Source organism: Pseudorhodoplanes sinuspersici, from assembly GCF_002119765.1.
GTDB classification, from domain to species: Bacteria; Pseudomonadota; Alphaproteobacteria; order Rhizobiales; family Xanthobacteraceae; genus Pseudorhodoplanes; species Pseudorhodoplanes sinuspersici.
Genome location: NZ_CP021112.1, coordinates 2,224,499 through 2,239,832, shown reverse-complemented (window position 1 = coordinate 2,239,832; position 15,334 = coordinate 2,224,499). Strand labels below are relative to the sequence as shown.

At 56.8% G+C, this 15,334-nt stretch carries 10 protein-coding genes and 1 pseudogene; 4 read left to right on the top strand and 7 right to left on the bottom strand.

Annotation, left to right across the window (positions count from 1 at the left end; translation table 11 throughout):
• Nucleotides 1–3: 3 nt before the first annotated feature.
• The 3 genes from CAK95_RS10865 to CAK95_RS10855 are packed head-to-tail and all read right to left on the bottom strand — an operon-like array spanning nucleotide 4 to nucleotide 2,197.
• On the bottom strand, nucleotides 4–1,068 hold the full coding sequence (locus tag CAK95_RS10865; protein ID WP_425349684.1) for a FecCD family ABC transporter permease: 1,065 nt from the start codon (nucleotides 1,066–1,068) through the stop codon (nucleotides 4–6).
• A complete protein-coding gene (locus CAK95_RS10860; RefSeq protein ID WP_245303708.1) occupies nucleotides 1,056–1,994 on the bottom strand; it encodes a heme/hemin ABC transporter substrate-binding protein in 939 nt (312 codons plus the stop codon). Before CAK95_RS10860 ends, CAK95_RS10865 begins: the two co-directional genes overlap by 13 nt.
• 20 nt (nucleotides 1,995–2,014) lie before the next feature.
• On the bottom strand, nucleotides 2,015–2,197 hold the full coding sequence (locus CAK95_RS10855) for a hemin uptake protein HemP (RefSeq protein WP_245303707.1): 183 nt from the start codon (nucleotides 2,195–2,197) through the stop codon (nucleotides 2,015–2,017).
• 406 nt (nucleotides 2,198–2,603) lie between these two features.
• Here CAK95_RS10855 and CAK95_RS10850 point away from each other — a divergent pair.
• Together CAK95_RS10850 and hmuQ are read left to right on the top strand one after the other, a co-directional pair.
• Nucleotides 2,604–4,739, top strand: a pseudogene (locus CAK95_RS10850) (TonB-dependent hemoglobin/transferrin/lactoferrin family receptor); the annotation flags it as partial.
• Nucleotides 4,740–4,833: 94 nt separating this feature from the next.
• Nucleotides 4,834–5,169, top strand: coding sequence for a heme-degrading protein HmuQ (gene hmuQ, locus CAK95_RS10845; protein WP_086087930.1), 336 nt, complete (start codon nucleotides 4,834–4,836; stop codon nucleotides 5,167–5,169).
• Nucleotides 5,170–5,237: 68 nt separating this feature from the next.
• Here the strand turns inward: hmuQ and CAK95_RS10840 are convergent, their stop codons facing one another.
• The 3 genes from CAK95_RS10840 to CAK95_RS10830 are packed head-to-tail and all read right to left on the bottom strand — an operon-like array spanning nucleotide 5,238 to nucleotide 8,861.
• Complete coding sequence (locus CAK95_RS10840; protein WP_086087929.1) at nucleotides 5,238–6,479, bottom strand: glycosyltransferase family 4 protein; 1,242 nt, start codon at nucleotides 6,477–6,479, stop codon at nucleotides 5,238–5,240.
• Between the two features lie 17 nt (nucleotides 6,480–6,496).
• Nucleotides 6,497–7,630 (bottom strand): radical SAM protein, encoded by a 1,134-nt coding sequence (locus tag CAK95_RS10835; RefSeq protein ID WP_086087928.1) that lies wholly within the window; start codon nucleotides 7,628–7,630, stop codon nucleotides 6,497–6,499.
• A gap of 1 nt (nucleotide 7,631) precedes the next feature.
• Nucleotides 7,632–8,861 carry a glycosyltransferase family 4 protein gene (locus tag CAK95_RS10830; RefSeq protein WP_086087927.1) on the bottom strand — a complete coding sequence of 410 codons (1,230 nt, stop codon included), beginning with the start codon at nucleotides 8,859–8,861 and terminating at the stop codon, nucleotides 7,632–7,634.
• 829 nt (nucleotides 8,862–9,690) lie between these two features.
• Here CAK95_RS10830 and CAK95_RS10825 point away from each other — a divergent pair.
• Together CAK95_RS10825 and CAK95_RS10820 are read left to right on the top strand one after the other, a co-directional pair.
• Nucleotides 9,691–11,835, top strand: a complete 2,145-nt coding sequence (locus CAK95_RS10825) for a type I secretion system permease/ATPase (protein WP_280949868.1) — start codon at nucleotides 9,691–9,693, stop codon at nucleotides 11,833–11,835.
• An 88-nt stretch (nucleotides 11,836–11,923) separates the two neighbouring features.
• Complete coding sequence (locus tag CAK95_RS10820; RefSeq protein ID WP_342588002.1) at nucleotides 11,924–13,912, top strand: HlyD family type I secretion periplasmic adaptor subunit; 1,989 nt, start codon at nucleotides 11,924–11,926, stop codon at nucleotides 13,910–13,912.
• A gap of 69 nt (nucleotides 13,913–13,981) precedes the next feature.
• Here CAK95_RS10820 and CAK95_RS10815 read toward each other — a convergent pair whose 3' ends face one another.
• Nucleotides 13,982–15,295 (bottom strand): DUF4910 domain-containing protein, encoded by a 1,314-nt coding sequence (locus tag CAK95_RS10815; RefSeq protein WP_198343856.1) that lies wholly within the window; start codon nucleotides 15,293–15,295, stop codon nucleotides 13,982–13,984.
• Nucleotides 15,296–15,334: the final 39 nt, after the last annotated feature.

Sequence of the window (15,334 nt, the reverse complement as noted above, 5' to 3'; positions counted from 1 at the left end):
TAGTCATAACGTGGCAACCGAACGCTGTCTGAGCAGAAGCGCAAGAAAGAACGGCGCCCCGATCGCCGCTGTGATGATCCCAATCGGGACCTCCGCCGGCGCTGCCAGAATCCGGGCCGCCGTATCCGCACAAAGCATGAGCGCGGCCCCAAGCAGCATTGATGCTGGCAGGAGGATACGATGCGCCGGCCCAATGAGGAGCCGAATCAGGTGGGGGACAACGATACCGACAAAGCCGATCACACCGGAGACTGCCACAGCGGCACCAGTCGCCGCGGAAACCAGCACAATAGCGATGATTTTCAGGCGCTGAACCGATATGCCGGCATGAAAGGCCTCGGCTTCACCAAGCACCAGCAAATCAAGTCCCCGCGCGATCCGTGGAATGACAACGATCGAGGCGACAACAAAAGGAAGAAGCGCCCACGCTTTTGGCCACGTGGCGCCGGCCAGCGATCCCAGCAGCCAGAATGTAATATCCCGAAGCTGACGGTCGTCCGCTACGAAGACGAGGAGCCCGATTCCGGCATTGGCCAGTGCCGCTATTGCAAGCCCACCGAGAAGGAAAATCGCGATCGACGTGCGTCCATCGTGTGTCGCGATGCGATGGAGCGCCACAGTCGCAGCCAGCGCACCAAAGAATGCGGCAGCCGGAAGAAGTTCAAACGGCATCTGACCGGCGGTGCCAGCCAGCAGTCTGTCGCCAACGACGATGGTCGCAGCCGAAGCGAAACCGGCGCCGCTTGAAACACCGACAAGACTTGGGTCAGCCAACGGGTTTCGAAACATCCCCTGCATGATCGCACCCGCCATGGCCAGCAGGGTGCCGACGCCTATGGCAACGGCAATGCGCGGCAGTCGAATAGACCATAAGACCAGTTGGTCACGCGCAAGGTGTGCCGCGTCTCCTCCGCCGCCGGTGACCGCTGCGAATAGCCGCTGCAGAGGGATTCCTGCCGCGCCGATCATGGTCGACATCGCGGCGACGCCGGCCAACAGCAGGGTCAGCAGACCGATCACAAGCCAACCTGTCGGCCGAAGCGATTTGTTCGCGCTTAATTCCTGCACGGCTTGCCAGCATCCTTCCGCGCTTCCGACGGAAGTTCGGCAAACGTTATCTCCGGATAAAGCGACCGGCTGAGATCGCGCGCCGCACGGGCCGTTCGCGGCCCAAACCCCAGCATGTACAAGCCGTCCATCGCGAAAAACCGCCCCTTCTTTGCGGCTGGCGTTTCGCGAAACGCAGCGTGCGCGAACACGCTGGAGGCGTCGAGATCGAGCCCGGCTCTTTTCATACCGATCACCGCGTCAGGCGCGGCCGCCAGAACGGCTTCATCATTTACGATCTTGTAGCCCTCGAAATTATCGAATGCATTGACCGCGCCGGCCATACGAATAAGGCCGTCGGCGGCGGTGCCGCGCCCAGCCACCATCGGGCGGCCGTTCATGAAGGAAAGAATGAACAGGACCCGGACGGGCGCCTTGATCCCGGAGCGCAAGCTGGCCAATGCCGATAGATCATTGGTTACAAGCCGGCTCAAGCATTCGCCTTCCCGGTCGGCATCGATGGCCTTGGCGATCATCTTGATCTTTTCAACGATGCCCTCGCCATCAAATTTGTCCGGAATGCTGACGAGCGGGATCGACGCCGATCGCAACACTGCGACGGCCTCTTTCGGTCCCGATCCTTCGACGGCCAGGATGACGGACGGCGCAAGACCGATCACGCCTTCCGGCGATAATTGCCGGAAATACCCGACATTCGGTTTCGACTTGAGGGCCTCGGGCGGAAACAGGCTCGTCGTATCCACAGCAACCAGACGATCGCTTCGGCCCAGCGCATACAATATTTCCGTCACCGCCCCACCAATCGAGACGATCCTAGACGGATCGTCGACGGAGATCGTGCGGCCCGAAGCATCGCGAACGGCTGCGGCGCCCGCCGGCATCTGCCACAGAAGCATCAGCAAGGCCGTAGATACAGCAGCTCTCATGGTCGGTTTCGGGACGCAAATCATTTCGTCAGTATCAACTTGTTCTGTGCTGTCAGGCGCAAACGATAGGTTTCCTGGCCATGCAGGATCGTGACTTCGCGGCCATCACGGAATATCTGCCGGCTGTCAATCCGATGACCGATCATCGTTATCTGACGGCCGGGAGCCTCTGCCGAATCTGCTCCAGCGAGCGGCTCAGGCATTTTCGTATCCTGTCTCATTCAATCCCAATTTAACCGCAGATTCCGCAGCGTCATCATCTATGATTTGGAATTACTTCAGAGAAGAACCACGATCTGGAATTACTTCAGAGAGGGATTTGGAATCGCTTTAGATTGTTGCATGCGGCCCACGGAGATCCCCCGTGAGTCACGAAGCCCTTGAGTTTGTTTGACTTGCTGCGGCGCCGAGGATTACCAGTGTTGAAACTGAAAGAGCGAATTTTAGCCAGCTAGCCACCGCGTCTCGCGGCCGCCCGCCAGCCCAACATCGCTGAAACTGGGGGCTGCTATGGCGCGACGCGGCAAGCGTTTGTTTTTCATTGCGGGATCATTAACCGGCGCAATTGCGTCGAGCTGTTCAATACAGGCATTGGCTCAAACACCGATTGCACTCGATACGATTACCGTGTCAGCCAGTAAAACCGAAGAAAAGGCGATCGACGCACTGGCGCCCATCAGCGTCATCACACTCGAGACGATTAATATGGTCTCGGCAAAACGGCTGTCAGACATATTCTACAACACTCCGGGCGTATCCTTTCAGGATCGCGGCGACACACCGGAAACGTCGATCAATATTCGCGGCCTGCAGGATTTTGGGCGTGTCGCGGTTATCGTAGACGGCGCGCGGCAGAACTATCAGCGCAGCGGCCACAACGCGAATGGCGGCTTCTTCCTTGAACCGGAATTGCTCGGAGGCGTGGAGGTGGTCCGCGGACCGACCGCGAATATCTACGGTTCAGGCGCCATCGGCGGCGTTGTCTCTTTCCGCACCAAGGATGTCGGCGATATCCTGAAGCCGGGAGAGCGCTTTGGCACGACTTTCAACGGCATGCTCGGCTCAAACAGCGGTCGCGGCTTGGGTTCGGTCTTCATGGCTTCCCGCCCGAATGAGAATGTCGACGTGCTGGTCGGCGGCACTCACCGGATGCAAAGTAATTATAAAGACGGCGACGGTACGGTCATCGACAACACGGCCAACCACATCTCGACCGGCATCGCCAAGCTCACTGTCCGACCTGCCGATGGTCACGAAGTGAAAATTGGCGGCATTGTCCAGGAAGATCTTTTCAATATCGGCCAATATAATCGCGGCCCGGTTGCAACGGCAGAACAACGCCTTCTCAATCAGGGCACGTCAGTCTATGCAACCGACGTTCGCAACTACACCGGTACGGTGAGCTGGCGTTACAGCAAACCTGACGACAAGCTGTTCGATTGGAATCTCAGCGCCTACGTCAACCAGACCAGAAACGATCAAACCAAGATTTATCACACCAGCACGACCGCACAGGCCGGCGTTTGCACCACACCGGGCAACAACGTGTCCGGCTGCGTGGGCGACAAGCGCAATTACGTGCTCGATACGATCGGGTTCGACGGACATAACACGTCGCGCTTCGAATTCGCCGGCTGGCAGAACGCGCTCACGATCGGTGGCGACATCTTCAAGGATGATGTCGACACCACCGATCAGAGCGGCAACTCCAACATCACCACGCCCAGCGGCGTCCGGACGGTGTCGGGTGCCTTCATTCAGTTGAAATCCAACTATTCGAACTGGCTCGAGGTGATCAGCGCCGCGCGTTACGACAATTACCAGCTCGAAAGCGGCACCACCAACACCTCGGGAGATCGCATCTCGCCGAAGATTACGGTCGGCATCACACCGTTCCCTGGTATTACGCCCTACGTCAGCTATGCCGAAGGCTATCGCGCACCATCGATCACGGAAACGCTGATCGCAGGGGCACACTCGACTGGCGGCGGCCCGGCATTTTTCACTTGTTCAGACGGAACCAGCGGCCTGTTCTGTTTCCTGCCAAATCCGAATCTGCGTCCCGAAGTCGGCAAGAATCAGGAAGTCGGCCTCAATCTGAAGTTCGACAACATCTTCAAGAGCGGCGATTCGTTCCGTGGCAAGTTCAACGCCTTCCGCAACAACCTTGAGGACTATATCGAACTCACGCCTTCTGCTCCGATCTCAGTACTTGTTCCGTTTCCTCCCTTTGGCTTTATCCCGTATACGGGCAGCCAGTTCTATCAGTACCAGAACATCGCCAAGGCCCACATCCAGGGCTTCGAAGCGGAAATGGCCTACGATGCCGGGGATTGGTTCGTTGGCCTGACGGGACAGCTCCAGCGCGGCTACAATGACGTGACGGGCCAGGGGCTCGCCAACATTCAACCGAACAAGATTGTCACGACATTCGGCGTGCGGCTGCTGGAGCGCAAACTGACCCTCGCTGCGTCCTGGGTGTCGGCAGCGTCCAACCAGCATGTGCCGGACACTTACGTTCCGAGCACCTCCTATGATCTCTTGAACTTCTATCTCACCTACGATCCGGTGCAGGATCTCACACTCGCCTTCGGAATCGACAACATCTTGAACGAATATTACCGACCGTTTGCCGTTCCGAAAACGAGCTACGACGGCGCGACACAGAATGACCTCCTGTGGACGGCACCGCCACCCGGAATCGTTTACAAGGGCTCCATGCGCGTGCGCTTCAGCGCTATGTGAGATAGACTAGACAAGAAACAACAAAGCGGCTCCGGCCGCTTTGTTGGCATCGAGATCAACTGCCAGCATCACGCCAGCCAAAGGAAAGACAGCCATGTTCATCGCGATGAACCGGTTTCTCGTCAAAAAGGGATCGGAAGAAGAATTCGAACGCATCTGGAAGACGCGAGAAACCCATCTCGAGGAAATGCCGGGTTTCGTTGAATTCCATCTCCTGAAGGGTCCGGAGGCGGAAGATCACACGCTTTATTCGTCTCACACGGTCTGGCAAAGCCGAGACACATTCGAAGCTTGGACGAAGTCGGAGCAGTTCCGCAAGGCGCATGCAAATGCCGGCAACCAAACCACCGGATCGCTCTATCTCGGGCATCCCAAATTCGAAGGCTTCGAAGTCCGCCAGACCGTCAGCCGCAGTAAATCGGCGGCCTGACGGGCTCCCGCGCTGCAGAACGGCACTCCCGCCACGGCTCGGTTTTCTCGTAATTCGTATAGCCGCCGCTACGGCATATGGTGACGTGTCTCTTGGAACGAACGCCAGAACTCGCTCCAGGCTGTATTCGCGAGCTTGGCCCGACCTCGCGCGGCGGTCGGACGAAAAACCGCATCCGTCTGCCCTGCGCCTATCAGTTCGGCATAAGCAGCGGACGTCCGCGTGGCGATATCGGTCCAGTCGTAACGGCGGATGTTATATCGTCTCATCGTCTCGCGCTCGGCTGTCTCCAATCGCGCATCGGCTAATGCAGACATCTTACTTTTGAGATCATCAATATTGCCGAGGCGGAAGATGTGAGCGGGATGATCGATGACTTCAAGATTTGAGGGAATGTCGCTGACGAGGACCGGCACGCCATAGCTAAGCGCCTCCAGCAAGGCAAGGGGAAGCCCCTCGTGCGAAGAAGGCAGCACGAACAAGCCGGAATGCGCATAGAGCTGCTGCAGAGATTCCCCGCTGTGAAAACCGGCCATGATGACATTGTCGTTGGAAGCAGCCTCAGTGGCCAGCGCGTCGGCGTACCTGTTCTGGTGATCGATCCGTCCCACGATCACAAGCTTCCAACCCTCCAGCTTCGCGGCCACGAATGCCCGCACGAGATCCAGTTGCCTTTTCTCCGGCACCAGCCGCCCAACCGATAAGATATATCGGCTGGGCTCCAATCCGAGCTCGGCAATCTTGTCCGTCTTCGCCGGAATCTCGGGCAACGCAACACCGTTCGGGATTACGTCGCAGGACTTGCCGTATTTGGCTGCAACCAGCTTCTCGATCGTGCGGCTGATTACAATTCGCTTGTTCGCAAATCGCATCCCCAATGCTTCGCCCGTCTTCAGAACCGTCCGTGCCGCCCAGCCCCATTTTTCGCGATTGTAGTCCTCCCCATGATGGGTCACGACGACGCGAAGACCGAGCAGCCTGAGCAGCGGTGTAACAAGAGCTGGACCAATACCGTGCACATGCACGATCTGCGGTCTGTAAACCCCGGCGACAAGCGCGCAAACGAGCGAATGAAGCAAAGCTTCAAAATATGTATTTCGAACGGTCCAAAGGCGCAGCAATCTCACACCCTTCCAACCCTTTCCGCACTTCGCATCCACATACGGAGATCGGAAACAGACCGTCACATCATGGCCCAGCTGAGCAAGCTGTGGCGCAAGGTTTTCTGCATGCGTTTCGATACCGCCCTGGACACCGGGAAAGCCACGAAACCCGAACATGTAAATTTCACTTTTAACGGGATGGCTCATGTCTCATCCCCCGCAAATCAGTTGTTCATAAAGGTCTTGAGCGGGTAATGCTCATCGGGCGTCACCCGCCCTTTCACCAATTTTGCTTTGACGTTTTTATCCAGATACGTTTCGCGCTTGACGAACGGAGACGGCCGCACGTCCGAATAGTTGATGTAGCTGTCGAAGCAGATCTTCTTGCCGACGGAGACCTTTATCTTGTTCTTCAGAACCCACATCATGGGTTCCGCTTTCGGCATCTGCGGCACGATATTCGAACGCATCGCGGTGCGCGCCGTTGTCACCATCCAGCAATTCTGGCTGCAATCCGCGACTTTCTTGCGCGTGCGCTGTGCGACTTCGCCATTCAGGATCTCATCCCACGACTGTCGCGCAAGGTTACCCATCGGCAAATCAGAGCGGACGTTACAGGCCCACACATCCGACCAGGGATCGATGAAGGCAAAATCCTTTCCAGCGCTGCAAGGAATGAGCCGGTCATGCCCCAGTATTTTTTCGATAAGACCCAGATTCAAATAAGCCCGAAACCAGTTCTTCGGCTTCGAGCTTTTCAGCATCGCCTCGATAAGGCCTTCGACCTGCCGCGCGACCGATTTGCGCTCATAAAAGTAATTATCATTCTTGTAGAACTGCCAGGCATTGTGGAGGGTGGATGTGGCGAGCTCGTAGCCCTCCTTGCGCGCGAACTCATAGACATCGACCAGCTGCTTGACGTTCTCGTCCTGGATCACCATCGCGAAGCCGAGGTCAGTGCCGCCAGCTTCTTTGAGCTTCCGCAATCCAGCGACCTTTGTTTCATAACCATTCTTTTCTCCGCGAATGGCATCGCTGGTCTCGCGGTCGCCCTCTAGCGAAAACCGAACCTTGACGTTTGGATATTTTTTGATGATCGGCACCAGACGTTCGGGGTGCAGCCCGTTAGACGAAATTTCGGTGATACGCGCTTTGGGATAGACAATATCGATGATCTCGCTGAGATCCTTCCGCAACGTCGGTTCGCCGCCTGACACGTTGAGATTGTCAAAGCCGTTTGGCAGCTTCGACAACGTTTCGAGCGAGACTTCTTCCTTAGGCTCTGTTGGATTTTTCCAGATGTAACACATCTGGCATTTCGAATTGCACCTGAACGTCGAAATAACGGTGAGATCCATTTTACGACACTGCCTTGCTCGGTGATTTGAACTGCCTGGTGAGACTCTCGTAGAGCGAGAGAAGCGCTGTTGCGTGCCTGCTGAGGGAGTACTCCGCCTCGACAACGCGTCTTGCTTCTCCGCCAAGCCGTGTTCGCAGACCGGCGTCATCGAGCAGCGCCTTCAGGCGCCCGGAAAGATCCCGTGAGTTTTTCGGCTCGAACAAAAGGCCGGTTACGCCGTCCCTAACCAGTTCCGGAATTCCGCCAATCCGCGAAGCAACGATCGGCTTCGCATGGGCCATCGCCTCAAGGATCGATAGCGGGCTGTTCTCGTGCCACTCGGACGGGACGACGATGACCGAAGCCCTTCGCAAGGTAGTCTCAAGCACCTCACCCGTCAGATGACCGACGAACTCAGCCGACGGAAAGCGGGATCGATAGTCCTCCAGCAATGGACCTGTGCCAGCGATGACAAGGCGCCAGGACGCATCGTCCGCAGCATGCGTCTGCAACAGCGTCTCAACCCCTTTTTCCGGCGATAAACGGCCGAGATAGAGGACGTAACGATCATCGTCATCCGACGTTCTGATACGAGATGCATCGATCCCGTTCGGGATGTGAATCACCTTGTCCTTGCCGAAGCGATGCGCCATCGCATCTCGCATAAATCGGCTTGGGGCGATAAACCTGCTCACACGGTGGTAACTACGGACCATTGCATGGTAGCGCGCCTCAGCCCACAGCAGAGCACTCTTGCCGAGCGAGCCATCCGCGCATCTTTGCGTGAGCAACGATTCAAACCGGCCGTCCGAGCATTTCGTGCAAACATCGCCTCCTCGGAGACGGGTATAAACCGGGCAAATCGGCTTATAGTCGTGCAGAGTCAGCACGACAGGGATGTTCAAGCGTGACGCCGCATTGATGATGGATGGTGTTAGCTGGTGATAGATGTTGTGGCAGTGAAGAATGTCGGGCTTCTCGTCGAGAATCAGGGCCCCGATCTTTTCGACCGCCTCCGGCGAGTGAATGAAGGACAACGCCGATTTAATCCTGCTACTGCGTGATGGCGAGCGGTATGACTTTTCCGAAACAAAGTATCGGTCGTATTTTGAGGGAAGGTTTCGCGGATCGCGCATCGAAAATTCGATGACATCGTTGTCCGCTTGCCTCATCAGATCCATTTCATTGAACATGACGACTTCCGAGCCGCCATTCCGAAAAAAGAACTTGTTGGCAAACAGGATTTTCATTGCGAATCGATTTTCTGAACTCGTTCGCCACTGCGCCGCAACAGAGACTGCCTTGACTCCACACGCATTGAACGTCGCGCGGCAGCGCACTTGCTGAGACGGTGCGGGACGAGTTGGCTTGAAATTTCGTGCATGGGTGCTGCCAGCGCGCGCCTATCCGCTCATCGCCTTGGCCCAGCGAACGCACCGTCAGTCGTCTCACGACCAGCCAGCGCATCGCTTTCCTTGGACCAGGACGTAGGGCGTTTGGCTTTGAGTCACCCTATTTCGGCCCGGTATTGCGATATTGACGCCCGTCAAGTCGCGACGAGATACGGCCGGCTAGATCGGTTGGAGCCAACGTATTTTCCCGGACGCTTGCCACAATCGACAGGCTTCTGATGTCGGCAGCAAAGAGGCTGGGATACTGCGATACGTTCGGCATCGGCGGACAGCATGCTTTGGTTTGAGTTCAGCGCTCAATTTTCGCTTCGGCATGTGCTTTCGCGCCGAACGAGATACAACGACGTGCGAAATATTTGACGAATCTCCGGCAAGCGCGCGGCTTTTGCGGCTCGCGAACGCCTGACGCTGCGCCTCGGATTTTGCACAGCAACGTTGAGGTCAGGGATGCTTGGTCAAAATCCGGCCTTGGTTCGGGCGAAATGCCACGTCATGAACACGAATTGTAATCTCGGCGTCAACGTGAATTCGCTTACCCGGCACCCCTGTTTTAGGGGCCTTTCCGATATTGCACAGGTGCATCGCCGATTGCCGGTTAATTCACGCAGTCGGGCGGTTGCAGCTTGGGGGAATCGCCCCCGCACCAAATTACGATAGGGGAAATACATTGCAGAGCCACAGCGAAACGCCCGGCTTAACGTCCGACCCCGGTCTGATCGCGCTGGTGATGATGCTTCGGTTTCAGGGGATCGGTGTTGATCCTGATCAAATACGCCATCAGTTTCGCGGAACGCCGATTGGCGTAGCAGAGATGATCCGCTGTGCGAAGGAATTTGGCCTTCGCGCACGCGCGCTCACAACAAACTGGCCTCGGCTCACAAAGACGCCAATGCCCGCACTCGCAATTCTTCGCGACGGTAGTTTCCTGCTATTTGGCAAGATCGGCGATGACAGCATCATTGCTTTAGAACCGGGCAGCCCTCGTCCGATTATGATGCAACAAGCCGAACTGGAGGCCGTATGGGACGGGCAGCTTTTGCTCATGACCAAGCGCGCCTCTTTGAGCGACCTAACACGCCGGTTTGACATCACCTGGTTTCTCGGCGCGATGCATAAATATCGCGGACTTTTAAGTGAAGTTCTGATCGTCTCATTCTTTCTGCAGCTCTTTGCGCTGATATCTCCACTGTTCTTTCAGGTCGTTATCGACAAGGTGCTCGTCCATCGCAGTATGAGCACGTTGGATGTTCTGGCGGTCGGCCTGGTCGCGATCGCGCTGTTCGAAACAATATTAGGCATTCTTCGCACCTATCTGTTTTCGCACACCACCAACCGCATCGATGTCGAACTCGGAGCGCGTCTTTTTCGGCATCTTCTGGCTCTGCCGATCAGCTATTTCCAGACCAGGCGTGTCGGCGATTCCGTCGCTCGCGTGCGAGAGCTGGAAAACATCCGCAATTTTCTAACCAGTTCGGGACTCACTCTGGTCATCGATCTGCTGTTTACCGTGATTTTCATTGCCGTTCTGTTTTTCTATTCGTCGCTGCTGACATGGATCGTGCTCGCGTCCCTTCCGGTCTATGTCGGCATCTCGGCTCTGGCTACGCCGCTGTTCCAGAGGCGGCTTGACGAGAAGTTTCAGCGCGGCGCCGAGAACCAAGCGTTTCTCGTGGAAAGTGTCGCCGGCATCGAAACCCTGAAGGCGATGGCGGTCGAGCCGCAGATGCAGCGCCGCTGGGAGGAGCAACTGGCCGGTTATGTTGCCGCAAGCTTCCGTGTAATCAGCCTTGGCAATGTCGCGAGCCAGTCCGTTCAATTTGTGAGCAAGCTTGTCAGCGCGGCCATTCTCTATATTGGCGCAAAGCTCGTCATCAGCGGTCAACTGACCGTCGGCGAACTTGTGGCCTTCAATCTGCTTTCGAGCCGTGTTAGCGCCCCGATCTTGCGCCTCGCACAAACATGGCAGGATTTCCATCAAGCCCGCATTTCGATCTCACGCCTTGGCGATATCCTCAATACGGCGCCGGAACCGCTCTATAATCCCAGCCGGATGACGCTCGCGGACTTGCGTGGCAACATCAGTTTCGAACACGTGACATTTCGCTATCGCATCGATGGTCCTGAGATTTTGCACAATGTCAGTTTCGACGTGCAAGCCGGCCAGATTATTGGAATCGTCGGTCAATCCGGGTCCGGTAAAAGCACGCTCGCCAAGCTCATCCAGCGCCTTTACGTACCGGAGAGCGGACGCGTGTTGATCGACGGCATCGATATCGCCCAGATCGAACCAGCCTGGCTGCGGCGGCAGATTGGCGTCGTGCTCCAGGACAGCGTTCTGTTTAATCGTTCAGTGCGCGACAATATCGCGTTGGCCGATCCCTCCATGACCGCCGATAAGGTGATCGCTGCCGCGACTCTGGCTGGCGCACACGATTTCATCCTTACTCTTCCCGAAGGTTACGACACTATTGTCGGAGAACGCGGCAGCACTCTTTCTGGCGGACAACGCCAGCGAATTGCCATCGCGCGGGCGCTGATTACGGAGCCGCGCATTCTCATCTTCGATGAAGCGACAAGCGCTCTCGATTACGAGAGCGAACGCATCGTGCAACAGAATATGGGCGAGATTTCGCGCGGCCGGACGGTCCTGATTATCGCGCATCGGCTTTCGACACTCCGTAAAGCAGACCGCATCATTACCATCGAGCGTGGGCGCCTGATCGAGGATGGGCCGCACGAAGATCTGATCAGAATGGGCGGGCGCTATGCCTCGCTCTATCGCGTGCAGGCAGGCTTGCATGAAGCGCACTGACGAAATCCAGAACTGCATTCCTTTGCAGTTGACGTTGTTCAATAACTGACCTTGAGAAAAGATATCCGTGCAGAAGCGTGAGCCAACGATGGCAAGCCGCGAAGAGAGAGCAGACGACCTAGCCGATCCGGGCCTTGTGGTTCTGGAGATGTTGCTTCGCCTTCGGGGAATCGATGCCGATCCTGAGCATTTCGTACGCCGCACTGGCGACGGAAATGCCAGTATTCTCGAGATCGTTCGCCGCGCAAGAATGATCGATCTCAAAGCGCGCATATTGAAAACCGCCTGGCGGCGTCTGTCCTCCCTGCCCCTGCCGGGAATTGCGTGCCTGCGCGGAGGAGGCTTTCTGCTTTTGGGCAAGGCCAGCAAGACCCAGGTCATTGTTCTCGCCCCAGACGCAGACCGGCCCACTCTGATGTCCCAAACCGATTTCCAGGCCATTTGGGACGGCCGTGTCATCCTGGTACAAAGTCCTGGGGTTCTCTCCAGGACGCTGTTGCGGTCGGCAAAAGACGGAAAGCTTTACGCAACTCGAATAGCCCTCGGCCTCGTTGAAAAAACCCGCCGGATTGCCAAGCCGGACCTAGCCAAAGAGGCTGCCCAATCCGCGGCGAATACTGCCGGCACCGCGATTATTGACTTCGCGGATCGCGCCCGCAAACTCGGCCGCGCTGTCAGTATACCGCGGCAGGATCCCGATCGCCGCCGGTCGCACGAACTTGCTTTTCTGCCGGCGGCGCTGGAGATCGTGGAAACGCCACCCTCGCCTGTTGGCCGCGCGACTGCATTCGCACTCATCGGCGTCTTCAGTGCCGCCCTGATCTGGGCCGCGGTTGGTACCGTCGATATCGTCGCTGTGGCACCGGGAAAGATCATTTCCGGCGGCCGCAACAAGACCATCCAGCCATTTGATACCAGTGTCGTGCGCTCCATTCTCGTGCGCGACGGACAAAGCGTCAAAAGCGGCGATGTTCTGATCGAACTCGACGCGACAATGAGCACAGCAGAATTCGAACGCTTGAGGAGCGATCTCCAAGGAGCCCAGCTTGATACGGCACGCCTCAAAGCTGCGCTAGCGGGAAAGGAAGACCCGCTTTCCGCATTTACACCGCCGAAAGAAGCGCCGTCGACACTTGTTCAGATGCATCGCCGATTTCTGACCAGCCTGATCACTGAACAGAACGCCAAACTCGCCGCTATCGACCGGCAAATCGCGCAAAAGGAAGCCGAGCGCGCGACCATCAGTGCCTCGATTGAGAAGCTCAAGGCAACGATCACGCCCCTGCAGCAAAGAGTCGAGATTCGCGAACAGCTCTTTCAGAAGGAGCTTGGATCGAAGCTGACCTACCTCACGGAATTGCAGGATCTGGTCGGCCAACGGCAAGAGATCCTAATCCAGCAAAGCCGTTATAGCGAAACCGATGCCGCCATTGCCGTTCTCACGGAAAGTCGGGCAAAAGCCGTGGCAGAGTATGAGCGCATGCTGTTCGACGATCTGTCCAAAGCTGAACAAAAGGCCGCTGGGCTCGCTCAGGATGTGATCAAGGCTGAGCAACGAACGAGTCTACAGAGGTTGACCGCACCGATTGATGGTGTCGTTCAGCAGCTCGCCGTCCATACAATCGGCGGCGTCGTAACCCCTGCACAAGCCCTCATGGTGATTGTTCCGGCCGATAGCGGCCTCGAAATCGAGGCCATGATTTCGAACCGGGATATCGGCTTTGTGGAGGTCGGGCAGGACGCCGAGATCAAGATCGATACCTTCAGCTTCACCCGCTATGGGCTGCTGCAAGGCAAGATTCTCGACATTTCGCAGGATGCCATTACCCGGAACAAACCGCAGGACGATAAGCAACGGGGCGGCGAAGCTAGCAGCAGCGAACCTAAAGGTCAGGAACTGGTCTATGCGGCCCGTGTCTCGCTCGATCGCACTCAGATGGAGATCGAGAACAAGCGCGTCAATCTGTCACCCGGCATGGCCACCACGGTTGAGATCAAAACGGGCTCGCGCAGTATCATTAGCTACCTGTTGTCGCCTTTGATGCGTTACAAGCATGAAAGCCTGCGCGAAAGGTAAGACCGTTGTAGGAAACCGCAGAGAACTGTCGAGGACGCGTGCTTAATCTCGGCGGCCTGCCGTAAGAGTCTATTGCGGGCGTTCGGCAAGCTTCAGCAAACCAGCCTCGCTGAGCGCTTGCGCCGCATCCTTGACCGCTTGCCACGGCAAATTGGCGCGACTCGCAATATCAAGCAGGGAGTTCTGCCCGTCGGACATGTTGAGCAGCCATAGTAGCGCTTTCTGACTAAGATCGGCCGAAACGCCCCCGGTCGTTTTATACAGACCATAGTTTCCCAACTTTGGTTCACAGAACGGTTTTAGATTGAAATAATAGGCGTTGTTATCGATGACGTCGATCGTTGCGAGAGCTTTCGCCAGCGAATCGCCAAGCGAGGGTGGCTGGACAAAATCGAGATTGTCAGCCGACGTGTGATATTCCTGGAACTCCCCGTGCGGCGTACGCATGAAACATCCAACCGGAAGATTGAACCCCGGCGAACAATATTGCCGTTCGTCGTACCCGAACGGAGAGAACGGCCGTATTTCAAACGCGTCTCCGCTTTGCTGCAGCACATAAGTCCACGCCTTGTCGATCTCGGCATCGCCGCGACGGCTCGCTTTGTAAGTGATCGGCCCGGCATCGCCGACGCATGTCATGACGAAGCCATGCTTGATCCTGCTGACGCGCGTTTGGTTGAGCGAAAGCCAGGTGATTGAGCCGATCGTTCCGGGAATAAAAAGAAATCGGTAGGAATAGCGCAGGTTCATGCCACTAAGGCGCTGAGCCAGTGCCGTCGCCACGGCAATTCCGGAAAGATTGTCATTGCAGAGTGACGGATGGCACACATGACAGGAGATCAGCACTTCGTCCGAAGATCGACCAATCAACCGCAACTGACCATAGGTCAGGTGCCCGGGCTCGAGCGAAGAATCGATGCAGACCTCATATTCATCATCCGGCAACGCCAGCAACTGCTTGTGTGCCAGACAGAAGCCCCAAGCCGGCTCGTAGTAGGAGGTCCTGTAGGGAATCAGATCCGGTTGTTCCGGATCTGAAAACAAATGCTCTTTGAGTTCGGAGAGCCCCATACGCGCCCGAACGGACACACTGTAGCTCGCGACATGCAGATTGGACGCGCGGAAGTCGACCACGCGTTCGCCAGCACTGTTCTTGATGTAGGCGTCACGAATATTCCACTCCGGCGGAACTGTCCAATCGAACACCTGCAGACCTGACGGCACTTCACAGACCGTGATCGGGATGTGTTCGCGAATAAGCGCGAGGGTTTTGCGCACACCTTCGCCGGTAATACTACGGCAGATCGGATAGAGCTCCGTAATGAACCGATGCATCGTGCGGCCGCCATCGTCGGCCGACAGATCGCGATGCGCCGCCGGCATTTCGGTGACCTCGGCGCCCCAGCTTCCAGCATTTCCATG

Bases quoted from the DNA above. Each gene is read 5' to 3' on its own strand.
- CAK95_RS10830 (WP_086087927.1), bottom strand. From the start codon at position 8,861: ATGAAAATCCTGTTTGCCAACAAGTTCTTTTTTCGGAATGGCGGCTCG.
- CAK95_RS10820 (WP_342588002.1), top strand. From the start codon at position 11,924: ATGGCAAGCCGCGAAGAGAGAGCAGACGACCTAGCCGATCCGGGCCTT.
- hmuQ (WP_086087930.1), top strand. From the start codon at position 4,834: ATGTTCATCGCGATGAACCGGTTTCTCGTCAAAAAGGGATCGGAAGAA.
- CAK95_RS10855 (WP_245303707.1), bottom strand. From the start codon at position 2,197: ATGCCTGAGCCGCTCGCTGGAGCAGATTCGGCAGAGGCTCCCGGCCGT.
- CAK95_RS10835 (WP_086087928.1), bottom strand. From the start codon at position 7,630: ATGGATCTCACCGTTATTTCGACGTTCAGGTGCAATTCGAAATGCCAG.
- CAK95_RS10815 (WP_198343856.1), bottom strand. From the start codon at position 15,295: ATGCCGGCGGCGCATCGCGATCTGTCGGCCGACGATGGCGGCCGCACG.
- CAK95_RS10860 (WP_245303708.1), bottom strand. From the start codon at position 1,994: ATGAGAGCTGCTGTATCTACGGCCTTGCTGATGCTTCTGTGGCAGATG.
- CAK95_RS10840 (WP_086087929.1), bottom strand. From the start codon at position 6,479: ATGAGCCATCCCGTTAAAAGTGAAATTTACATGTTCGGGTTTCGTGGC.